General features: G+C 53.5%; 14 protein-coding genes and 1 tRNA gene. 2 read left to right on the plus strand and 13 right to left on the minus strand.

What is annotated here, in order from left to right; genetic code table 11:
• Positions 1-11 precede the first annotated feature (11 nt).
• From GF409_08425 to GF409_08435, 3 genes are all read right to left on the minus strand, one after another.
• Positions 12-1553, minus strand: coding sequence for a tetratricopeptide repeat protein (locus GF409_08425; protein MBD3427228.1), 1542 nt, complete (start codon positions 1551-1553; stop codon positions 12-14).
• 126 nt (positions 1554-1679) lie between these two features.
• Positions 1680-2558, minus strand: a complete 879-nt coding sequence (locus GF409_08430) for an ATP phosphoribosyltransferase (GenBank protein ID MBD3427229.1) — start codon at positions 2556-2558, stop codon at positions 1680-1682.
• A gap of 202 nt (positions 2559-2760) precedes the next feature.
• On the minus strand, positions 2761-3339 hold the full coding sequence (locus tag GF409_08435; protein MBD3427230.1) for a hypothetical protein: 579 nt from the start codon (positions 3337-3339) through the stop codon (positions 2761-2763).
• Between the two features lie 116 nt (positions 3340-3455).
• Here GF409_08435 and GF409_08440 point away from each other — a divergent pair, with 116 nt between their 5' ends.
• Complete coding sequence (locus tag GF409_08440; protein ID MBD3427231.1) at positions 3456-4946, plus strand: hypothetical protein; 1491 nt, start codon at positions 3456-3458, stop codon at positions 4944-4946.
• Positions 4947-5018: 72 nt separating this feature from the next.
• Here GF409_08440 and nrdR read toward each other — a convergent pair whose 3' ends face one another.
• The 9 genes from nrdR to GF409_08485 are packed head-to-tail and all read right to left on the minus strand — an operon-like array spanning position 5019 to position 12267.
• Positions 5019-5468, minus strand: coding sequence for a transcriptional repressor NrdR (gene nrdR, locus GF409_08445; protein ID MBD3427232.1), 450 nt, complete (start codon positions 5466-5468; stop codon positions 5019-5021).
• Positions 5465-5944: a cytidine deaminase gene (locus GF409_08450; protein MBD3427233.1), complete on the minus strand. Its 480-nt coding sequence runs from the start codon at positions 5942-5944 to the stop codon at positions 5465-5467. The genes nrdR and GF409_08450 overlap by 4 nt, the downstream gene beginning before the upstream one ends.
• A 1-nt stretch (position 5945) precedes the next feature.
• Positions 5946-7217 (minus strand): serine hydroxymethyltransferase, encoded by a 1272-nt coding sequence (locus GF409_08455; GenBank protein ID MBD3427234.1) that lies wholly within the window; start codon positions 7215-7217, stop codon positions 5946-5948.
• Positions 7218-7240: 23 nt separating this feature from the next.
• Positions 7241-7702, minus strand: a complete 462-nt coding sequence (gene rpiB, locus GF409_08460; protein MBD3427235.1) for a ribose 5-phosphate isomerase B — start codon at positions 7700-7702, stop codon at positions 7241-7243.
• On the minus strand, positions 7687-8148 hold the full coding sequence (locus GF409_08465) for a low molecular weight protein arginine phosphatase (protein ID MBD3427236.1): 462 nt from the start codon (positions 8146-8148) through the stop codon (positions 7687-7689). Before GF409_08465 ends, rpiB begins: the two co-directional genes overlap by 16 nt.
• Positions 8148-8642 (minus strand): 5-(carboxyamino)imidazole ribonucleotide mutase, encoded by a 495-nt coding sequence (gene purE, locus GF409_08470; GenBank protein MBD3427237.1) that lies wholly within the window; start codon positions 8640-8642, stop codon positions 8148-8150. The genes GF409_08465 and purE overlap by 1 nt, the downstream gene beginning before the upstream one ends.
• A 22-nt stretch (positions 8643-8664) precedes the next feature.
• Complete coding sequence (purD, locus tag GF409_08475) at positions 8665-9942, minus strand: phosphoribosylamine--glycine ligase (GenBank protein ID MBD3427238.1); 1278 nt, start codon at positions 9940-9942, stop codon at positions 8665-8667.
• A gap of 20 nt (positions 9943-9962) precedes the next feature.
• On the minus strand, positions 9963-10970 hold the full coding sequence (locus GF409_08480; GenBank protein ID MBD3427239.1) for a phosphoribosylformylglycinamidine cyclo-ligase: 1008 nt from the start codon (positions 10968-10970) through the stop codon (positions 9963-9965).
• Between the two features lie 4 nt (positions 10971-10974).
• Positions 10975-12267 (minus strand): adenylosuccinate lyase, encoded by a 1293-nt coding sequence (locus GF409_08485; protein ID MBD3427240.1) that lies wholly within the window; start codon positions 12265-12267, stop codon positions 10975-10977.
• 202 nt (positions 12268-12469) lie between these two features.
• Between GF409_08485 and GF409_08490 the strand changes: the two genes are divergently transcribed.
• Positions 12470-12544, plus strand: a tRNA-Met gene (locus tag GF409_08490).
• Positions 12545-12591: 47 nt separating this feature from the next.
• Here GF409_08490 and GF409_08495 read toward each other — a convergent pair.
• Positions 12592-24193, minus strand: an 11602-nt coding sequence (locus tag GF409_08495) for a GNAT family N-acetyltransferase (GenBank protein MBD3427241.1), incomplete at its 5' end; no start/stop codon positions are given.

Here is a 24193-nt window from a genome sequence, read left to right on the forward strand (position 1 = left end):
TTCCTCTCTGTTTACTTGCCTCTTTCTATTTTTCTTTCAAGCGCCCTTATCTTGTTCAAAAGCTTGAGGTCTGCCGGGTACAGTTCGTACGAAAGCTTCCACTGGACCAGGGCCTTTTCCCACTCTCCCAACCTGTAATACACTTCACCGAGATGATTCCTTATGACCGGGTCCTCCGGAAGATAGTGCGCGGCCTGCTGCAGCTTCTCGAGGGCCTTGCCCAGCTCGTCCTTCTTATAATAGGCCCATCCAAGGCTGTCAAGGTAAGCGCCGTTCTCCGGGTCCTTGCTGATAGCCTTTTCAATGAGGGCTATCGCGCGGTCAAGCCGCTTTCCCTTCTCGGCGTACATGTACCCGAGGTAATTATATATCTCCGGAAGGTCCGCCCCTTCGGCTATGCTTCTCTCCAGAAGGCGCTCAGCTTCCTTGGTGTCGCCCGAACGGTCCAGGGCTACAGCCAGGTAGAACTTGTAACTGTAATTGGCCGGGTCCTTCTCCGCCGCCACCTCGTAGTAATCCACCGCCTTGCGGTACTCGCCCTGTTCGGTGGCAAGATAGCCCAGACTGGCGTAGATCACCGGATCGGAAATACCGTTCCTCAGAGCCTCCCTCAGGACCCCCTCGGCTTTGCCGAATTTCTTTTCCGCCAGATAAATACTGAAATTGCGCAGGTACGGCTCCGGCGAATAGATATCTATTCGCATGAGCACCCGGTTCTGCTCTACGGCTTTCTCTGTCTGGCCCATCCTGTAATAAAGCTGGCTGAGGCGGGCGTATGCTTCCCTGTTCAGCGAATCTATGCTGGTTACCTTCTTGTACTGCTCGATGGCCTCTGAATACTTCCCCTCGATCTCATAGACAAAACCGAGCACCATCTGAGCCTCAAGATAGTTCTGGTCGACCTCTATGGCCTTTTTAAGGTTCTCCTCCGCCTTTTCCAGAAGACTGAGCTTGCTGTAGATGATACCCAGGTTGAAATAAATAAAAGCATCATCCTGTTTTATCTGGAGTATCTTCTCATAGACCCCGGCAGCTTTCTCGAGCTTCTGCTGAACTATGTAAAGGTCCGAAAGAAAGGTGAGGACCTTCAGGTTCTCCGGGTCGTATTTGAGAGCGCGCATGTACTGCTCTTCGGCGGCGTCATATTCACCTCTGGCGGTATATATTATCGCCATGAGCATGTACGCCTTGACCTCTTCCGGGGCCATCTCAATGGCCTTTTCCAGGTTACTGACAGCCTGTTCAAGTTTTCCAAGGAGCAGATAGTTCGAGCCGAGTTTAAGATAAATATCGCTTACGTCACCCTTGCTCCGGAGCGCCTGGCCGTATTCTCCGACAGCCGTCTCCAGATCACCGTAATTGTCGTATATCGCCCCCATTATATAATGGGCCAGGGCGCCGGAAAGTTCCTGTATCTCGGGATCGGCGGAACGGGATTCGTCCACGGGCGCTTCAACCGCAGCACCGTGTGCGTCTTCTCCCGTCAAAAGTACGGAAATAGCGATAAAAGATATATATATAAGGGTAAGGACGAACAACCGTATGGACGTCATACCTTCCTCTTTTTATGCCTGTCCCTTCTCATCCTCTTTTTTCTCTTGTGCCGCTTTACTTTTTTAAGCTTTCTTTTTCTGCCGCAGGGCATATTCTCTTTTCACCTCCATCTATGATCTAATGGTTCAGTATATCACCTTGTTGAGCGGGTATTCGATTATCCCGGTAGCTCCCGCATTCCTCAGGTCAGGGATAAGTCTTTTGACCTCTTCTTCATCTATCACCGTATCTATGTCCACCCAGTCCTTGTCAAAAAGCTGGGAGACCGTCGGCGTGTTTATCGCCGGAAGTATGGCGATTATCTTGTCCACTGATTCTTTTTTTGCGTTCATCTTGAGACCTACCTTGCCTTCGGCGAGTATGGCCCCCTCGAGCAGCATGGCGATCCGTCCCATTTTCTCTTTTTTCCAGCTATCCTGCCAGGCCTTGCGGTTGGCGATGAACTGGGTGGTCGATTCGCAGACAGTATCTATTATCTTGAGGTCGTTCGCGCGCAGGCTTGAACCGGTCTCGGTAACCTCGACTATGGCATCTATGCCCATCTTGCATTTGACCTCGGTAGCGCCCCAGCTGAACTCGACTTCGGCGCTTACACCGTTCTCATTGAGGTATTTCTCGGTTACGCTGACAAGTTCGGTTGCCACTTTCCTGCCTTGCAGGTCCTTCACCCCGGCGATGTCGGAAGAGTTCGGTACGGCCAGAACCCATCTGACAGGTCTCATGCTTGCCTTGGCGTAAACGAGTTCAGCGACCCTCTCCACGCTGGAAGAATTCTCTTCGATCCAGTCGTTCCCGGTTATCCCGCAATCGATTATCCCGTCCTCCACGTAACGCGACATCTCCTGCGCGCGGAAAAGCACCACTTCGATCTCATCGTCGTCTATACTGGGGAAATAAGATCTGGTGGAGACCTTTATCTTGTATCCCGCTTTTTCGAAAAGCCTCAACGTTGTCTCCTGAAGGCTTCCCTTGGGAATACCGAGTTTCAGTTTCTTTTCAGCCATTATCTACCTCTCCAAGAATTGCTCTTTAAAAAAAAATACCCCCCTCTTAGCGCTTGTTTTAACGCAAGATCAAACCCCGCATATGTTTAGCCGCAAGCGGAACATTTCATATAGTAGCGAGTTATTATAATATATGGTATATATCGTGTCAATTATATATTCGGTATCCTGCCGCGGATCGCCTTGGCGGGGTATCTAATGGCTAACTGTTGAGGTAGGTTATGGAAGCCCTCTCAAGGGCCAGCACCCGGAGAAATGCTTCCTCCAGGCAAGCCCCCACCGCAATGGCTCCGTGCTTTCTGAGCATTACCGCCCCGGCCCCTTTTGCCAGCTCACCGGCCACCGCCCTGGCCAGTTCAAGCGAACCGGGCTCAAGGTAGCCTATAACGGGCACTTCTCCGCCGAGAATACATTCGAATTCGTAGGAGATATCCTGCAAAGAGCTCATTTTACCCGCCACCGCTATGGTGTAGGGAGGGTGGACATGCACGACGGCGCCGGTATCCCCGCTCTGGCTGTAACAGGCCGCGTGAAGCGGCACTTCCGAACTGAGCCCGGGAAAAGCTTCTTTGTTTTTTCCGCCCTCCCGGAGATATGCCTCCAGTTCGGTAAACGGCACCCTAACGTAATCAGACCCCGAGGCGCGAGACATGTCGGCGCCTTTTTTCTTGATGAAGAGGTGTTCACCTTCACGACAGCTGATATTTCCTCCGGCGCCTATTACAAGGCCGTGCTCATGGCATAACCTGCCGTATCTTATCAAGTCTTCGGTATGGTCCATTGCTCACCCTGAGGCCAGTTTAACACAGCGCAACTGGGTAGTCAACGCGCAAAACACGCTTCTATAATTTACTTTTTTTATTTCCTGATTTCCCTTATAATATATGTTCCCATGACATGTTAACCACCAAAACAAGGAGCCGGTTTACCATGGTAATGCAGATACTCAGAAGCAGAAAATTCGCGAAAAGGGTCCTTATCGGGCTGCTCATCCTCATAATCCCGGCCTTCGTCCTCTGGGGTGTGGGCAACCTCTCCAAAAGACCGGGGCCCGTGGGCAAGATAGAAGGCAGAAAGATCTCCCTCGAGGAATTCGCTAAAAGCCGCCAGGGGATAAAGGTGCAGATCCTTTTCTCGTATTTCGGGGACATGGAAGCTCTGGGCAACATACTGCAGAACAGGCCCCTGATGAACTTCATGGCCTGGGAGAGACTCATGCTCCTTAATGAGGCGCGCGAGAAAGACATAAAAATAACCAATGACCAGCTCCTTGCCTTCATAACGCGCCATCCTCTCTTCCAGAGAAAAGGCGTCTTTGACAAGAACATATACGCTTACGTGCTGAAGAACAACCTTTCGATGGACCCCCGCCAGTTCGAAGAGCTGGTCCGCCAGAACCTCAGGATACAGGCTTTGCGCCAGGACCTGCTCCAGGATGTCACGGTTTCCGAGGACGAACTTCTGCGGGTCTACAAAAAACGTAACGACAAGGTAAGATTATCCTATATCTTCCTGGACAAGGATTCTTTCGGGGAAGATGTCACCGTCACAGAAGAAGAGATCCTCTCAAGCTACCAGGAGAACAAAGGCAACTTCCTTGAACCGGCGAAGACGGTAGTCGAATACATTGAATTCCCTTACGAGGATACCTCTGAAAGGGATTCGGCCATGCGCAAGATAGAAAAGGTCTATGAGGAACTTGCAAGGGACCCGGAGGGCCTTCGCCGTGTCGCGGGAAAATACGGCCTTGAATACGGCAAGACGCCTCCTTTCTCGAGAGAGGAGGTCGTTCCGGGGGTAGTTTTTTTCACGGGTTTCAGCGAAATGGCCTTTTCCCTGAAAGAAGGCGAGATAAGCACTCCCGTTTTCTCCTCGCCGGATAAAGGTGCCGGGTACATACTGCGGAAAACCGATCAGATCCCGCCCCGGCCGATGAAGTTCGAAGAGGTCCGCGGGAAAATACGGCAGCAGCTTGTTGACGAAAAAAAGATACAGGCGGCGGAAAACGTCGCAGACAGGCTCTATCTGGAACTCGCATCGGGAGAAGCGACCCTGACCGAAGAAGCCAAGGCCATGAACACCGAGGTCAGGACCACAGGCGATATCGCGATAAACGATTACATCGAGAACATAGGCCCGGCGAAGAAAATAGTCGCGATCGCGCTTGAGACCCCTGAAGGAAAAGTGATGCAGCCGGTAACGGTCAAAAAAGGCATCTTCCTCGGACGCGTGGAGAAGGTCATCCCCGCGGACGAGAAAACTTTCGAGAAGGAAAAGAAGCAGCTCAGACGGGAACTGCGGACGACCAAACAGATGCAGGCCATGGACGACTGGTTCAAAAAAGAGCGACGCAAGACCAGGCTTTACGAACAGTTGGACCAGCTCTGAGCGCCCACCACTTGATAAGAAAAGCCGGGGATCGATCCCCGGCTTTTCTTTTTTCGGACATTAAAGAATCCGTCATTCAAGGAATTTTTCCAGCTCCTCCTTGAAATGCGAGATATCCTTGAACCTCCTGTAGACGGAAGCGAACCTTACATAAGCCACCTCATCAAGCTGATAGAGCGCTTCCATGACCCTGTTGCCGATATCGGTGGACTTAACCTCCTTATCGGCTTTTTTCTGTATGTTGCGCTCTATGGAATCGACTATCTGGTCAATCTTTTCCATGCTCACGGGACGTTTTTCACAGGCCTTCATTATACCGCTCTTGATCTTTTCCCTGTCGAACTTCTTGCGCGTACCGTCCCGTTTAACGACCATAAGCTGGGCCCTTTCCACGTACTCATAGGTAGTGAACCTCTTGCCGCAGTTAAGGCATTCTCTTCTTCTTCTTATGCTCAGGCCCTCCCCGCTCATGCGGGAATCAATGACCTTGTCCTCGATATTATTGCAGTAAGGGCACCTCATCTTTTCTTTACCTCCATTTTGATACCTGCCTCGTTCAGGAACGTAAGTGCCGCTTCATCCGGATAGTCCCCTTCTATTATAAGCTTGCTTATCCCGACGTTTATTATCATTTTCGCGCATATACTGCACGGCTGGGTGGTGACGTAAAGCGTAGCGCCCGCGAGGCTCACGCCGTGTCTGGCGGCCTGAAGAAAGGCGTTCTGCTCGGCGTGAAGCGCCCGGCAGAGTTCATGCCTTTCCCCGGAAGGCACTTTGAGCTGTTCCCTGAGACACCCCACTTCATCACAGTGGATTATCCCCGTGGGGGCCCCGTTATATCCGGTGGCCAGCACCTGTTTGTTCTTGACCACAACCGCGCCCACCTTGCGGCGCAGGCAGGTGCTCCGGGTAGCTACAAGATGAGCGATGCTCATGAAATACTCGTCCCATGAAGGCCTTTTTGTTTTTACGATGTTCTTTCCCCTCTCGCGCTCCATGTTATTTCCCTTCTAGGCTTTCCATTTCTTCTATCCATCCCTGATAAAGCGGAAAGTCCCTCAAGAATTCCTTGACCTCTCCGCGAATGAAAGATAGCTCTTTTTCGTTACCGCAGGAACTTATAGCCGAATCTATGAACTCGGCGACCCTTATCATGGCAGATTCCTGCATACCCCTGGTCGTGACCGCCGGAGTGCCTATCCTTATGCCGCTTGTAACGAACGGGCTCTTTTCATCGAACGGTATAAGGTTCTTGTTGACCGTTATCCCCGCCATGTCCAGGCAGGCCTCGGCCTCTTTACCGGTAATTGCCTTGTTGGAGAGGTCCACCAGCATGAGGTGGTTGTCCGTTCCCCCGGACACTACCCGGTATCCTCTTGATATAAGCTCTTCTGAAAGCTTCGAGGCGTTGTTAACGACCTGTTCCTGATATTTCCTGAAGCCGGGCTGGAGAGCTTCCTTGAATGCCACCGCTTTACCGGCTATAACGTGCATCAGAGGCCCGCCCTGTATGCCCGGGAAGACCTCAGAATTGATCTTCTTGGCGTACTCTTTCCTGCACATTATCATTCCCGAGCGGGGACCCCTAAGAGTCTTGTGCGTCGTGGTAGTAACGAACTCCGAGACCGGAACGGGGTTGGGATGCATGCCCGCTGCCACCAGGCCGGCTATGTGCGCCATGTCAACCATCAGCATCGCATCCACCTCGTCGCATATCTGACGGAACTTGTTGAAATCTATCGTCCTCGGATAAGCCGAAGCCCCGGCGATTATCATTTTCGGCCTGTGTTCCCTGGCTTTCCTGCTGATCTCGTCGAAATCAAGCTTTTCCGTCTTTTTGTCAACGCCGTAAAAGACCATGTCATAATACTTACCTGAAAAGTTCTTGAAGTGGCCGTGCGTGAGATGACCCCCGCAGGCCAGGTCCATGGCCATTACCTTCTCTCCCATGCCCACCATCGCGAAATACACGGCCATGTTGGCCTGTGATCCCGAATGTGGCTGGACGTTAACATGTTCGGCGCCGAAGAGCTCCTTCGCCCTTTCTATGGCGATATCCTCCGCCTGGTCAACGAACTCGCATCCTCCGTAGTACCTGGCATGGGGATAACCCTCGGCGTATTTATTGGTCATCGAGCATGAAACAGCGTCCATTACCGCGCGGCTGGCGAAATTCTCGCTGGCTATGAGCTCTATGCCGTCGTTCTGCCTCCTGGTCTCCCCCAGTACGGCCTTGAAAATAACCGGGTCACTTTCTTTAAGGAACCTCATCTTCCGTATCCTTTCCTCTGGAATTATAACTTCTTGAACACTTTCTTCTCGAGCTTCTTTATCTGGTCGACCCGCCTGGCATGCCTGCCGCTGAGCGCCCTGGTCCCGAGCCAAAGTTTTGTAAGGCGTTCGGCCCGGCGCGCGCCCGTCTTTGTCGCGGACAGGACCAGAACATTAGCGTCATTGTGCTTTCGCGATGAGACCGCGTCCTCCTCAGTATGGCACAGCGCAGCTCTCACCCCGGGCAGCTTGTTGGCTATTATCGACATGCCTATCCCGGATTTACATATCACTATGCCCCTGTCCGCCTTGCCGGTGGAGACCTTTTTCGCGGCGTCGAACCCGAAAACCGGGTAATCGCTGGACTCGGGCGAATAAGTGCCCACGTCCTCGACGCGGTGCCCCGACCTCTTAAGGAGCTTTATGATCTTTTCCTTGAGATCGTATCCGCCGTGATCGGCTCCTATCGCTATTTTTTTAGCCATTTCATCAGCTCCTCTATTGCCCCTTTTATAAGTGAAAAAGAAGTCCTGTAAAAAGCCACAGGCCTTCCTATGGGGTCAGGAATGACCACATCGTTCTTATCCGGGTCGAAGGTTGCCAGGTACTGGACCCTGCCCTCAGCTTCAGGGACCTCCTCCAGGATCCTTACCTTGTGCATGGGTTCCATGACCAGTATGAGGTCGGCCCATTCTATCAAGTCCCTGGTAAGACCCGTGGATTTGAGGTCTTCGGCGTCCATCCCTTCGTCGGAGAGGACCTTTACCGCCTGCGGGGAGGGCGACATACCGTTGATGCCCATCGTGCCGGCTGACCTTACTTCCACGGGAAGGCCTTCTTCAGATACGCGCTTTCGCATGTAGGCTTCGGCCATTATGCTCCGGCAGCTGTTCCCGGTACATACGAACAGTATTTTCCGTATATCCTTCATCACTGGCCGATCTTGCGGTTTTTAGCGTCTATTTTGCGTACGAGCTGTTTCTTGTGGTCTCGGATCTTCCTTGCTACGGCGGAATTGGATAACCCGATTATCTCCGCCGCCAGTATCCCCGCGTTGATCGCCCCGGCCTTGCCGATGGCAACGGTCGCCACCGGAACCCCCGAAGGCATCTGTACCGTCGAAAGCAGCGAGTCCAGACCGTCGAGCTTGCTTTCCATTGGAACGCCTATTACTGGCAATGTCGTGTGAGCGGCGACCACTCCCGCCAGATGCGCCGCGCCTCCGGCGCCGGCTATGATAACCTTGATGCCGTTTTTCTTGGCGGACTTCGCGAAAGAGGCCGTCTTGTCCGGCGAACGATGCGCCGAGAGTATCTTCACTTCATGGCCGATGGCGAATTTCTCCAGAACACCGGAAGCCTCGCTCATGACCGGGAGGTCAGAATCACTCCCCATGATTATACTTACCAGTGGTTTCTTTTTCATATGGTTTCCTTTCTGTTCGTCTTCAGGCATTGACCCGCGAAATCGCCCTGTGGCCTATATCCCCGCGGTAATGCATCCTGTCAAAATGGATCCTCTCAACGGCCCTGTAGGTATTGGCCACCGCCTGCTTTATACCCGAACCCTTTCCTGCCACCCCAAGCACCCTTCCCCCGGAGGTTACAAGATCCTCTCCCTCCCTGCGGGTACCCGCGTGGAAAATGACCGCTCCTTCACCGCGAGCTTCATCCAGCCCCGTTATTTTCTTGCCTTTCTGGTACTCTCCCGGATATCCCCCCGAGGCCAGTACGACGCAAACGCAGTCATCATCTTCCCACTCGACGCTCTTATCCGCAAGCTCGCCCATCGCGGAAGAAGCCAGAAGCTCAGCGAGATCCGACTTCATCCTGGGCAGGATGGCCTGTGTCTCCGGGTCCCCGAAACGCACGTTATACTCCAGGACCTTCGGGCCGTCTTCTGTTATCATAAGCCCCGCGTATAGCACGCCCTTGTAAACGATGCCTTCTTTTTTCAGGGCTTCGATCGTAGGAAGTATGATGATCTCCATCACCTTTTCGAAAAGCGCATCGTCTATCACCGGTGCCGGTGAATACGCCCCCATCCCGCCCGTATTGGGTCCAGTATCCCCGTCATTCGCCCGTTTATGGTCCTGGCTTGTGGCAAGAGGCACTATGTTCTCCCCGTCGGTGAGCACCAGTATGGACGCCTCCTCCCCGCGCAGGCACTCTTCGACTATGATCCTGCTCCCGGCGGAATCGAACTTTTTCTCCACAAGCATCTCACGCGCGGCATTTACCGCCGTGTTAACGTCTTCGGCGACGATCACGCCTTTGCCGGCGGCAAGCCCGTAGGCCTTGACCACTATGGGCGCTCCCACAGAACGGATGTGTTCCTCGGCCTTCTCGAAATCATCGAATATACGGAAAGAAGCGGTAGGTATATTATATCTGCCCATCAGTTCCTTGGCGAAGATCTTGCTGGATTCGAGCCTTGCCGCGGCGTAGGAGGGTCCGAAAACACTGATGTCCTCCTTCTCGAGATTATCCACTATCCCGACCGCAAGAGGCGCTTCGGGCCCCACGACCACGAGGTCTATATTCTTTTCTTTACAGAAATCCGCCACTTTCTGGTGTTCGGTGAGGTTGATGTCCACGTTGACACCTTCCAGGGCGGTACCCCCGTTCCCCGGTGAGGCGTAAATCTCTTTGACCAGAGGGCTCTGCCTGAGTTTCCAGCATAAAGCGTGTTCCCTTCCACCCGAACCTATTACCAGTATGTTCATTTATCTTTCCTCCTGTAGGACTAATGTATCTCTACTTCGCGGTCGCCTTTTACGATATCGCCTATGATCCAGCTCTTCAGACCATGCTTCTTGATAAGCCTCTGAGCCTTTGCCACTTCCTTTTGCGAAAGTATGAGCGTCATTCCTATACCCATGTTGAAAGTGCGGTAAAGCTCCTTCTCCGGGATGTCCGCGTTATCACGCAATAGATCATACACCCGGGGAGCTTTCCAGCTTCCTCTGTCAATAACCGCCTTGGCGCCTTCGGGAAGCACCCGGGGTATATTGTCATAGAAGCCCCCTCCTGTTATATGGACTATGCCGTTCACCGAAGAGCGCCGCACCAGCTCCAGGACCGGCTTAACGTAAATGGTAGTGGGCTTAAGAAGCATTCTGGCGTGCTTGCGCAGCTGCGCCTTGTTAAACGCTTTCCTTACGAGGGAATAACCGTTGGAATGAAAACCGCTGGATGCTATGCCCAAAACCACATTGCCGGGTTTTATCCTCTTTCCGTCAATGATCTTTTTCCTGTCGACCGCGCCCACACAGAAGCCGGCCAGGTCATATTCACCTTTGGGATAGACCCCGGGCATCTCGGCGGTCTCTCCCCCGAGGAGGGCGCACCCGGCCTCGCGGCAGCCTTTTACCACACCCCGGATGATGTCCGCAAGCTGCCTGTCCTGGAGTTTGCCCGTTGAGAAATAGTCCAGAAAAAAAAGAGGTCTGGCCCCCATGCAGATTACATCGTTAACGCACATGGCGACAAGATCGATCCCGATGGTCGAATGCACCCCGGCAAGCTGCGCCACCTTGAGCTTGGTGCCCACCCCGTCGGTGGAGGAGACGAGGACCGGATTCTTTATCCCGGTCTTTTTGGGATCGAACAGACCCGCGAAACCCCCGACACTTCCCATGCATCCGGGAACCTGGGTCGAATTGACCATTTTCCCTATCGTACCGACAAGGCGGTTTGCCCTGTCGATATCGACACCGGATCGTTTATACGTGAGCTTGCGTTTTGCTGGCATATATTTACAGACCTATGTTCTTGAAGATCTTGTCGATCTGGTCGAGATGATATTCCAGACTGAAACAGCCCTCTATCTCTTCCGGCGACATGTACTCGTTCATCTTCCCGTCATCAAGTATAAGCTGCTTGAAATCCCTGCCGGTATTGTGGGCTTCCAGCGCGCACTTCTGGACGATCTCGTAGGCTTCCATGCGCGTGGCGCCGTGCCTGATGAGCTCGAGCATGATGTGCTGTGAATGTATGAGACCCTGGGTATGGCCGATATTCTCCATCATTTTTTCTTCGTTGACCACCAGTTTCTCGATAAGGGGGATGGCCTTGGAAAGCATGTAATCGAGAAGTATCGTCGAATCGGGTATTATCACCCTTTCCACCGAGGAATGTGATATATCCCTCTCGTGCCACAGCGCAACGTTCTCAAGCGCTGCCATGGCGTTGCCCCTGAGGAGCCTTGCCATCCCAACTATCCGTTCGCATATTATGGGGTTCTTCTTGTGTGGCATGCTGGAAGAACCGGTCTGGCCCTTCGCGAAATATTCCTGGACCTCGCCTATCTCGGTCTTCTGCAGGCCTCTGATCTCGAGGGCTATCTTCTCCAGGGTCGCGCCTGTTATCGCCAGAACGTTCAGGTAGTATGCGTGCCTGTCGCGCTGTATGACCTGGCTGGATACACCGGCCGGTTTCAGGCCGAGTTTCTTGCAGACGTATTCCTCGACGTAGGGGTCGACGTTCGCGAAAGTGCCCACCGCTCCGGACATCTGTCCTACGGCTATGGTCTCCCTTGCACTGCGCACCCTCTGGAGATTACGCTGCATTTCCTTGTAGTACACGGCGAGTTTCAGCCCGAAGGAAATGGGCTCGGCATGGACCCCGTGTGACCTGCCCATCATGGGCGTCATCTTGTGCTCCAAAGCTTTTTCCCTGAGAACGTCAATGAACGTTCCCAGGTTCTTTTCGATGATATCGATCGCTTCGACCATCATCACCGAAAGAGACGTGTCAAGCACGTCGCTGGAAGTAAGGCCGTAGTGGAAATACTTCGCTTCTTCCCCGACGTTCTCGGAAACGTTCTTAATAAAGGCGACCACGTCATGGTTGGTCACCTCTTCTATCTCCTTGATGCGCTTGGGGTCTATATCGGCCTTCTCCCTTATGACCTTGACCGCGTCCCTGGGTATCTCGCCGAGTTTCGCGAACGCTTCGCAGGCGAGTATCTCGACTTCCAGCATCTTGCGGAATTTGTTCTCGTCGGTCCATATCCTGGACATTTCCGGACGCGAATATCTTTCTATCATGTTCTTCTCCTGCTTTTATGTGAAAATGATAAAGGGCTGAATCCAGAGATATTTTTTATAGCATATATAATACCCCCTGTCAATTGTTATACCATATGCGGAAATAGCGCCCTGTAAGCTGACGGGTCCGGTACTATCAGTAAAAAAATCTTGCCTGCCAAGGGTTTATCTGTTATAATCACTCACTCTATTGAATTAACGACGCGGGGTGGAGCAGGGGTAGCTCGTGAGGCTCATAACCTCAAGGTCGGCGGTTCGATTCCGTCCCCCGCAACCAAATATAACCCAAAGGCCCGGCTTTCAGTAAGCCGGGCCTTTTCATGATTAGGCCGCGATAAGCGCCTGTAACTGGGCGTGGTAAACGGCTTTTTGCATTTCAAAGTCCATGGGCTTTGCCTTGGGTATGAAGATCCACGTCCTGGGACCTATGCGCTCGGCTCCCATCACCGACCGGTCGGATGAGACCGTCTCCCCGAAAGCCAGCTTTACGGCCAGCGTGAGCATTTCCAGAAGAGCCACATAGCTCGATCCTGTAAGTTCCCGGGCGTCCACACCCGCCAGGAACGCCTTTTTGCTGGAAGAGGTGCTCCTCAATGGATCGAACTCTTCCGAGCGTATGGCCTGTTCGGGAGCCAGTATTATCACGTTTGACAGGGATGTGGAACTCTTCTCGGCTTCCAGGACCACACGTCCGGCCAGTTCACTGGACCTCTCCCTTACGAATATTATGTTCTCAAGGCCCTCCCTGCGCGATAACCTGCACACTTCGCTAACAAGGGGCTGGATTCCCTGCTCGAGCGGTATCCAGCTGGTGTCGATACCTATAATGATCTTTTGCCCCCGCCGGGAAGCTTCAAAGGCTTTGGCGATGATCTGTTCGGTGAATTCCCCGGCCGGAGAAGTCCATTCGGAGCCAGTGCGCCTCTGTTCGGGAAAAGCCTTGTCCGCGGCCTTTTCAAGTTCACGTTCAGCCCGCAGAAGCGCCGATGCCGGATAAGGGCCTCTTACCAGCACATCCACCGAACAGGTCCCGTCAGAGGAGGTGTGAGACTGGAGGATGTCGAGCATCTCTATGGATGTAACATGGGTATTGACGGTTCTGTCGCCGCCCTCTCCAATGATCACCATCTCCGCTTCCGGGAGTGACCTGAGAATCCCCTTGCAGGCCCGTTGGATGTGCTTGACCGGCCAGTAAGAAGCTGCCGGTATTTTACCGCGCATATTCACGGAAACTTCGTTGAACTCATCGGGAACGATGACGTCCCCGGATTCTATCTTCTTTTTCCCTATGGTCCTGTATTCCTGCTCCCTGGCCAGGTCATACACAAGAGTGTACCTTGTACCGTATCTGACATCGCTTCTTCCCTCATCCATGAACCAGCGGCCTGATCCGCCCGGTTCGGCACGCCTCACCCATCTGGTGTTGCTGCATTCTATCACTGCTTCGTCGGGCTCCAGCGCTATTTTGGGAAAGCCCATGCCCCTGCCGGCACTCTCGCGCCTGAGGAGGCTTTTTTCCAAAAGATCATCCGGTTTATCCGGAAGACCCTCGCCCCTGTCTTTTGATAAGATCTTGACGCTTTTGATATCATCCTTATCATCCCGCTCAGCATACAGCTTTATATAGCCTCCGCGCGTGTATTCGGTCATGTTGAGCAATATCTCGTTAAGGACGTCCTCGATACTCTTGGCCCTGCCGCCGAAGGCCTTTTTCATCCGGGCCATTACGCGGCTGAGGTCCAGACCCGCGGCATAGACCTCTTTCTCCAGCCGGGGATCGGCGATCTCGGTTTTCCAGAGAAGTTCTTCGGCGGCAAGTTCCAGCCTGTACTCTATGGCATTGGACCTGGACTGGCGGCCGCCGGCCCACCTGAACCCGAACTTCTTGAAAAGAGAAAAAGACCTATCTCCAGTTATTTTTATCTGCGTAAGATATGTGCGTATCCCCGAACGAAGCCCCTGGCTTATGACATCGGCCAGTAAATGAGAAGCTATTCCCCTTCCTTCGGCCGCCTGGCTGACGGCTATCTCCTCTATCTGCATCTTTTGCTTATCATCGGAATGGCTGAACCAGATATATCCGAGAACTTTACCGTCCTCTTCGTATACTTTGACCAGGCAAGGTCCTTTACCGGAAATGCACGAAGCGGCTCCATCGGAATAACCGGGCGGGTTGATGCGCCTTGAAAGGTCTTTTACCGCTTCACGGTCGGCATCACTCGCCGGGCGGATATTCCCGGCCGGCTCCTCACCAAGAACCTCTTCTTCAAGCCACTCGCCGTATTCGGCGAGGTTCGAGTATTCCGGAGGCGGCGAGATCTTCACCCGGTCAATTCCCATTACCGAGGAGATCTTTCTGCCGGGCATATACACGAACGCGTAGGGGTTCAACGCCATGGAGCTGTCACCTTGCGGCCAGTCCAGGGTGTCGGAGAACCTTACCAGTTCAAAATCCGAAAGAATCGACCAGACCTGGTCGGCATCTACCGCACCGTATACCTTGTCCCCCTTGATCAGGTCCATCATGTCCTGTTCGCCCAGGGCGATTATGATGATACCATCCTTGGAAATGGCCCATTTAGCCGCATCGATGAATTCAGCCAAAACAGGGGGATACACGCTGAACATCGTTACTATATCCTTGCCGCTTTTAAACAGCCCCGACCGCATATATTCCTCGACGCTGAGAGGCACCACTGGTATCCCCCGGGAGATGGCGACCTTGGCGCGGATATCGGAACTGTCCACTCCCGTGAAACTCACCTTTGGGTATAGGCTTTCCAGAAGCTGCATTACATCCCGTGTCTTATCGCCGGAGCCGGCTCCGAAATCTATGCCGTCTATCTTTTCCCTGTTGCCCATGACCCTCTTGAGGAGCTCCCTGAAAGAAGAGACCCGTATAACAGGATGCTTCTTTTCGTCCAGAAACTCTTCCGCTGCTCTTAACAGGTATCCTCCCTCGGATGACTTGAGCTTTCTGTGCTTCTCCCGGGCAAGTTCGTTTATCCTTTCTTCAATGCGTTCCCGGCCGCGCTTTTCTCTCCAGTCGGGATCGAACTTGTCCATACCTTTAATAACATAAGCCCTTTCATCGATCTCATGGCATATTACCCGTTTGAGCGGCCTGGGCTTTTTAAGTAACCGGGCATTTATGTATATCTGCTCGCGCGAGAGCGAATAGTGGCCCACTCTCTCTCCTTCAAAGAAAACTATATCCAGATGTTTTAATAGTTCCTGGTGCGGTTTGATCAACCGGGGATATAGCTGGTCGAGTATCGCCAGCTCTTCGCCACTGGCCTCGGGCATTTGGGAAATTCCCCCCTTAAGGGCAGTCTCAGCAAACTCGAACCTGCCTTCTCGATAACGCACCGCGAAAAACCTTCCAGTTCGGAAAGCCTCTTTTATCTCGGGCGTATAGATCTCATTCGGCAGACCTTCCCATCCGCGGCCGGGGTCTTCTTTTGCAAGGAACTTTTCAAGAGCCCGCTCATCTTCGACAAGATGACGGACAAGGAACCTGTTAACCTCACCCGTTCCGGAACGGTATTTCACGCCATCTCCTTCCCCCTCAAAATTTATACGGCTGTATATGCCCGAGTTTTCAAGACCCCTGAAGAATTTCTCGCCGTATTCCGGGTTCATCCTCTCGTGATACACCTCGTCCACATCGTAAAGCTGAACAAGGTAAAGGTGCATGAGCGACATGAGCCTCCCCCGCCTTAGCCCCTCGTCAAGCTGTTCGCCGATCACCAGGAGCCTCTTTCTGCCGCTCTCAAGGTCCTTGACAACGTCAAAAGTGATAACGCCGCTGTCTTTCCCGATACTGAAAGAGAGCGTCCGGTCGGCTGACGTTCTCGAAAGGCGTCTTAGCCCCACTTCATCTGGCACGCCTTGGACCCTTTTCCATATCTCAAGCCACCGGGTGAGTTTCCTCCTGTCAATGGGGCCCCATATCCTCATGGACCTTTCCCTGGCGATCTCATCGCGCACAAGCTCATCCTGAGCCCTGGAGATGGCCCTATACAATCCTAAAGCGGCGTGATATTCCTTCCCGCCCGACGGCGCGCACAGGACATTGTCGGGCAGGCTGCAGTTTTCCTCGGAACCGACATATACCGGTATGATCTCTACTGGCCAGTCGACCCCGGCCTCCTTAAGATCCCTCTTCGTCAAGGTCAGGAGGCTCCTGTCGTTGCCCGGCTCAGCGGAGGTCCCCACCGAATCCCCCACTATCACGACTTTCTCGAGCCTGAGAAGCTTTATCATCTGTATCGCGCTTAGCCCTTTTGACGTGGCTGTTATATCTACCGCACCGGCCGACACGGAAACCTCTATGGCCGTCGGAAAACCCTCGTGGAGAAGACGTTTCCGAATAAGGCCCGCTATCCTGTTGCGAAGAGCGTTGACCCGGGCATCTTTCCTCGTTGAGATGGTGACTTGTTCGGGACGCGTCCATATCTCGATATCGTCTGCCGCTTCTCTTGCGAGCCCTTCCTCCAGGCAGGCAGAAAGAAGTGCTTCTGCCGCGATACGCTCAAGTTCTCCCGCGGTCGCATCATCGCCCAGGCGAGCTTTGCTGAATCCTTCCAGGGGCCTTATCCGACCGTCCTTCGACACGAGATGGCCGGTGGCACCCGAGCAGTTAAGCACGATATATTCGGAGGCTTCGCTCATCCTCCCGGCCCTTCCGGACCCTCCGATTCGCTCAAACAGCCTTTTCCTGTCAAGACCGGTTATGGTAATACTGCGCACGCCCCTTTTTGACATCTCCCTTTTGGCTTCGATCACATCATCGGTCACCACTTCCCGGGAGTGGTCCCTGTCGACACCGTCAAAATCCGTTATTACCGCGTCCACTCCCTGTAATGATGCGGGAGAGATCCCCGGCGTGTTCTCGACCCAGTCAAGCCGCGCTTTATCACTTTCGCTCACGGCACTCGCGCGCTTATAAAATGTATTGAAATAGACCTGTTCGAAACGGTCAAGGTCATCCGGCTCCTCCCGCAGGGATTTGAACTGTCCGCGCATTGTTTCCGCCGGACCGGTATCATAGCAAAGCCTCAGGTAAGCATCGGGTATCCATATCCTGGGTTTTTCGCCTTCCCCATGCGCAAGATCAAGATATACCCTGTTTTCCGGTAACGGATCCACCGCTACAAAACCGAGATAATTCTTGGCAAGATGGATCAGCACCGGGTTCATGACCTCGTCAAGAAGAAGGTCCACCGCCCCGAACACCCCGAAATAGGATTCTATCATTTTCTTTGCCAGGCCCATGCCCCTGTATTCGGGTTTCACGTATATGCCCCGTATGCCGCGGGAAGAACCAAAAAGGGTATCGTCCTCACGGCCGGTCATAACATAAAAGAAACCTATTCGTTCTCCCCGGTCATTGGTAAGTTCAATGGAGCTGTAATCGTCCCCTATCATGGTGGACTGTATCATTATCTTCTCTCCGGCTACTCTCACCTGACCGATAAGTCTCCGCTGACTTCTCGCCGGAAGAGTCCGCTCAGAGATCGCGACAACACCTTTTTCCTTCAGTTTGCCCAGCGCCCTGGCTTCGAGCAACCATGGCTCGGCCTCGGCGTCAAGAGTAAGAACCTGCCCTTTTTCGCGCCATCTGGCGATCTGCGGCAGCGCGAACTCCCGGTGCATCCGGAGCCTTCCTGCCCGCACGTATTTCTTTTTATCCCAGGGCCTTGCCTCTTTGTCGGACCTATGCAATACCCTGCTATCGGCGGTTTTAGCGCTCACCGAAAGCTCTATTATCGCCTCAAGCCCCAGGCCCGCTTCCGCGAGCACCTTTTTTAAAGCATCCACAGAATCCGCCGTTCTGGGGGAATCGTCTATCACAAGCCCCCCGTCAACATAATGCATTTTAAGCTCCTCGGCGAGAAGCTTGCCGTAAACATAACCGTTATCTGAAAGCTTTTCGCGGCCAAGCCTGTGCCCAAGCGACCTCTGGCGGTTTATCAGGCTCCCGAGGGAAACATGGGGCACTCTCAGCTCTTTCGCCAGGGACCTGCCCAGCGTGGTCTTTCCGGAACCAGCGCGACCCAAAAGAAGGATCACCGGGGGTCTGCCGTCCCTGCTGCGGGGGGAGTACCTTGCCCTGTCCTCGCCGGAAAGGAGCGGCTCTATCCTGTTGTTATGAACTTCATCCAGTAGAGACGCCCTGGGCCTGAGCCAGCTGCCGGTAAAGGCGGCCAGTACGGGCAGGATCAGTTCGCGTTTATTCCTCACCCTCTCCGGCACATAATATGCGGCCTTCCTGCCGGTCTTTTTAGCGTCGACTTTCTCGATAAGACGAAGGTGATAATAAAGTGCCCTGAGGTCATACTCCACGGTCGAAAACTTAAGATCCATACTGTCGGCGATCTCTTCCCCTTCCAGAGCGGTATCCGGACCGGTAATGCCCTTATCGCATAAATAACTGAAAAGGCCGCGTATGGACCCCTTCGGAGGTCTATTCGCGTTCTCCCTTCCGCGGTTTTCCACAATATGTTTCATGATTATCTGCAGTATCTCTTCTGCGGCTATGTCATTGGGTATGAACGTGATCCGCCTGTGCTCGCGCTTTGCGTCCTCATCTTTGGTGGGAAAGAGAGACATGATGCTCCTTGTAAAGTTCCTCCCGTCAAGACGCTTGAGAGCTTCGCTATCATCCGCCGCGACAGGTCTTGCGCTGATGAGCTCTGCCCATATCCTGGCAAGCTCCTTCTGAATCTCGCCCGCCTCGGTCCGGTCGGTAAAATCCTCCCTCACGCCTGTCTCCTCGACTACACCTTCGGCGTTCAGGTTCTCAAGCCGCCTGGCGTCCATGGCTATCTTCGTGTTCAGCAGGCTCCTGGCGAAATCCAGCCCCATGTAATTCCTGTCGTACCATTCCAAGGACGACCTTCCCAGATCGAAAAGCACGACCTCGCCGTTATCGCGAATACCGAAATTGGTGAGCTTGACATTGGTGATTATCGCCCCGCGCTTCGCCACCTCGCGCATACAGCAAATGTATTTTTCCAGAACGTCCCAGCCGATCTTCACCTTGTTGGCGAAGGACTTGTCCCTGAGGTCCTCGAACTCGCCCGTTCCCCCGATTAGATGCTGAAGGTACACCGTAAGGGGCGTGACCCTCTCCTGGTATATGCGTCCGTCTATTATAGTAAAATCAGCAATAAGCCCTCCCAGGCGCTCCTGCGCGGTAAGGTAACTGCCCAGAAGGCCCAGCTGTTCAACATAATCCAACACCATCCCGGCGACTACATCCGTCTCGGGCCTTGACCTGTCCACCTCGATACCTTCGTACGATAACATCGCCCTGTAGGCGAATTCTATCGCCGGCGTTAACTTCTCATCATAGAGGATATCTTCCCCGTGTTCTGTGTAAAGAGTTATAAAAAGGTCCATGCACGCGGGGCCGTGTTCCGTCTTCATGAAGACATCCCAGATGAATTCGGCGTATTTGTTCTTAAGCAACTTGCGAACGATATATTTGGATCTGTCGATCTCGACATCCGTCTCACTGGTCTCGGTTATGACCGTATCGGCGGAAAAGCCTTCCACCGCGTTCATTACGTGTTTTTTCTCTTCCTCTTCAATCCTCTTGTTCAGGCGCTCGTGATCTACCCCTGCGTTGTCGCAAAGCTGGCGGAAAGCGTCAACATCCCCGTGCCGGTAGACCCGTAAAAGGTGATGCGCGAGGCGCTGCACGTCATCCGGGTATTTCTCGCGGGGAAGAACGCTTTTGGCGTACTGGTAAAAATCCTTTTCGTACTGTTTCTGGCGCTCCTGCGCCGGCTCGGGCCTTTCCTCGTCCAGCATGAGCATGATATGCTCTCGCCCGTTCTCGGTAAGGGCCAGGTTGTCCAGTGCCCATTTATGGTAAGCGCTTAACTTCTGTCCCCGGGGAATAAAGTGGCGTGCATGTAAAGCCGCCAAATGGTGGCGCTTCTGTTCGGGATAGGCAAGGACCTCCGCCGAATTCTCGTATATTTCGTGATCTAGTATCTCCGCCAGCCTTATGACCCTCAGGGCCCTTTTGCTCTGGGTCTCTCTCACATGGGCTAGTTCCAGATAATCCTCGTAAAAGGCGCTGGTCATGAAAATATGCAGTTTCCCGTCCTTTTCAGCGATATAGGAGACAACCGGCAGAAGTTCGGCGAACTGTTCACAGCCCGGCTCCAGGGGGAACCCGAAAAGTCCTCTGCCCTCAGCGGAGGCGACATCCAGAACATGCACGAGGGGCCTGTCCTCTCTTGCGCATACCGGAAGCTCTCTCTGCCTGAGGTAGGCGTTCACCGCGGGCCAGTTGATCTCTTTCTCTGGTATGACCGTCGAGGCATCATCTTCGTGCGCCCGGCAAAACTTGTCGATGAGCCTGCTCAACTTCTCCTCTATTCCCTGAACGTGCCCGTAAGGAGCGGGAAATCTCAGCATGCCGATAGCGCCTTGTCCTTTCGGCTCGCGGGTAATTATGAACGCTTTGGAAGAACCGGGTACTCCAAAGAAGTCCGAGGTCACCGACAGATCCTCTCTCTGGGCAACAAGATCCTCCACGCGGGAGAACTCGCTGTTGACCAGCACGGCTTTCCCTTTCGGAGCAAGGTGCCCGGGAAGGGTGTTAATTATCTCCTTCAACAGAGCCCCGCCGAAATCAGTTACATTACTGTGCTCGTAAGGGGATGGGCTCTTGTCCCATAGGGGACCGGAAACATGGGGCATGTTGAATATGATAAGGTCATACTCGCCCAGCCCCGTCAAAAGATGGTTTTTGAACGCGTGTACCTGCTGGTAACCCGCGTTGCGGCAGGTTAATTTCGTATCTTCAACCGCAAGTTCAAGCATATCCACCGCGTCCACCCGGGCCCCTTTAGAAGCGGCTATGCGCGCTTCAAGGCCTTTACCGCATCCGACCACAAGAACCTTCTTTCCTTTTTCCGCGAAATTCCCGGTAGCTCTTGCGCTTATTTCGCTGGAGGGGTGAACGCCGTTATAAACGCCGGGCAGCAATGCGATGCGTTCTATCCTGACAGGCACCAGGTATTTGTCCGATGAAGGTATGACCGGGCAGATCTCGATAAGCCCGCCCCAGTTGTTGAAAACCGCGTATGAATAAGTGCATTTCCGCATCTTTTCAGAACCGGGGAATTTCTCTCTCAGGAGATGATCGATCTGGCCGTGGGTTTCCCCGGAAAGGTCTTCCCGGTATGCCGCAAGGTCCAAAATCTTTGACCGCCCTTGCTGATCCGTCCACACCAGACCGGCATAAATGCCTTTATACCTCACAAGCGAAACCCGGCCGCGGAACTCCTCCTCGCCTGAAAGATCATAGACCACCCTTGCTTCCCTTTCAGCAAGTTCATGCGCGGGCAGGGTATAGATACTGACCCCGTCTTCCGTGCGCCAGTCGGATGCTTTCGGCTGGACATCAAGCGCCCTTAAAGTCGCGGATACAGCCTCATCGGCCAGATCAGGATCGCTCAGGACGGGTCCGCCGCGTTCGGATATTTCTCCGTGTTTGCCGCCTCCGGTGCTTTCTCCGGATCTTTCCTCTTTCAGGGAGACCTTCGTCTTGCATAAGAACAGCATATCCTCTCCCTCGGGCTTCTTAAAGCAATAGACCCTGGCAAGGTCCCTAACCGGTATCTTCACAATAAGTTCGATCTGGCCGGCTACATAATATATATCCAGGACAAAAGAAAAAGCCTGTCCGCTGGCTTCGTCCTCGCACTCGGCGTACACTTCCTTGCGGTAGCCTCTTTCGGCTTCTCTCTTGATCTCGCCAACGGAAAAAGCAGTCTTTTCGATAATCCGCCTGAGGTTACGCCGGCTCACCAGAAGTTCCCATCCGCTGATGCCGAAATCGGTCTGGTTCCCCCGGATATCCAGCCTGCTTTCTATCTTCCGTATAAGCGCGGCATCCTCAAGAACGTGTCCGGCCATCTCCCGCAGTTTTTCCTTTTCCGCCGAACCGGTAAGGATATCTTCTATGCTCCTGTAAGCTCCCTTATCCTGGATCTCATCCGGGGGTTTAAGACGCATCTTCTCCAGAGAATCGGCGTAATCCCCCACGAATATATTTCCGGAATGGATCGCATCATACTGGCCCCTGGCCGGATCTATCAGCAGAGCTCTTTTCCCCTTGCGCCAGAGAGCTATCCACGCGTGCGTGGAAGGCACCTCCGCGGCTATCCCTTTAAGAAGGTCAAGCTGAGGCCCCTCTCCCACTTCTATCTCGATCCTGTCAGGCGAATCCCCGCCCAGGGGAAGTCCGGTCTCTTCGGCAAGGACCCGTGAAAGAACATAACAGCCGGCAAAACAGGAGCCGAGATCCCTTCTGTACTCTTTACGGATATGGTGGTAAAAAGCCCCGTTGAGTTCCGTGCATTTCCTCTTTATGCCCTCGGCCCATTCCGCTCTTCGGAGCGGATTGTCCGCGGTAAAGCTAACCCCGTCTTTTGAGGGGTCCGGCAGGCAGCTTACTTCTATTCTCCCTTTACCGGAGGGGAGAGTATCGAACTGCTCCAATACCGCTGCCAGAAATTCCCACCTGAGACGATACCCATCGGCTATTACCCTCTCTTCGGCGCCCCCGGAGTTGAAGACGATCTCTGTGTTCTCGAACGCTTTCATCGACTTGAGCATGCTCATCGCTTCCCCGGCGAGGCTCTCCAGGTCCACGTTCTCGTAAAGCCCTCTTTCATCATCAATCACGCCAAGGAACCTTCGCGCCTGGTCAAGGTTCTTCCTCATAAAACCCAAAAGGTCCTCGAACTCATCTGACCGGACAACATCCTCCGGCAACTCTTCTTTAAGCTGCTCCATAAAATTAATTTTTGAGCGCGTCTGGGCGATATTGAACCTCACAAGGGTTTTTATCTCACGGAGCACTGTCTCCTGTCCCCCGAAAGAACCCGCCGGTCTTTCAAGAATGACCCGGCATATCCTGGCAAGATCCCGCGCCTCCTGCGCTTCCTTTCTCAGTTTCGCTTCGGTCCGCGCGGAGGCGAGCCCTCTTAAACTGGAGTCTATGAAATATTCTATGATGGAAGAGGTGATATGCCACGTCTCCGATATGCTCCGTGCAGCCGGTTCGGCCAGACGCATCTGATTTAACATGAACTTGTCGATTACATACCGGCTGAGCGTGGGGTCAGTGTATCTGTGGGGATCGCTCTTCCACCGGCCCTCCAGTTTGGCGCTGGCGTGCGAGTATTCTTGCTCAAGCAATCTTTCCAGGAAGGCGCGGCGCTTTGGATACATGTTGACATTGTGCGTCAGCAGATGAAAAGCCTCTTCGGTCAGGTAAACGAACTTGCCCTTGCCGCCTCTGGTGCCCGCGTGTGAAAAGATCCATTTGTCAGCAAACCTGTCAAGATAGAGGAACCTCTGCTGGATGGAACCTGTAACGCCATGATCGTGTTTTATCAGGATGAGATTACAGTCTTCAGGAAGCCTTATGCCGCTGTCCAGGAGCCTTGTGTGATAATAGTCCGAATATACGGCTCCCCGAACGGACTCACCCCATACCTGGTACTGCCGGGCGTCTTTAAGGTGTTCCCTCAATAGTTCGTGGGACGCCAGGTCGTATGAATTGGCCGATCCGAGGTTGGGGGTATCTTCCTCCCTCCTGTCATCTTTTTCGGAGAAGGCGCTTTTAACCATCTCATGAACAGCGAAGGCCGCAAAACACGCGCCCACGCTGCAAAGAAGAGGAGAAGCAAAATACGCCGCCGCGCTCGGTAGAACCGAGCCGAACCCCAGGTCCAGACCCGTGCCTATCAAGACCCCGCCCAGGGCCAGCTCTGCGATCACGCGATGACGGGGTCTCATTGTGATCATGACGGCCGCGCCCAGACGGAGCGCATGATATAAAAGCAACGGCACGCCTACGAGCAGGGAGACGCCGAGGATCGCATCAATGACG

The sequence above is a fragment of the Candidatus Omnitrophota bacterium genome, from assembly GCA_014728045.1.
GTDB lineage: Bacteria > Omnitrophota > Gorgyraeia > Tantalellales > Tantalellaceae > WJMH01.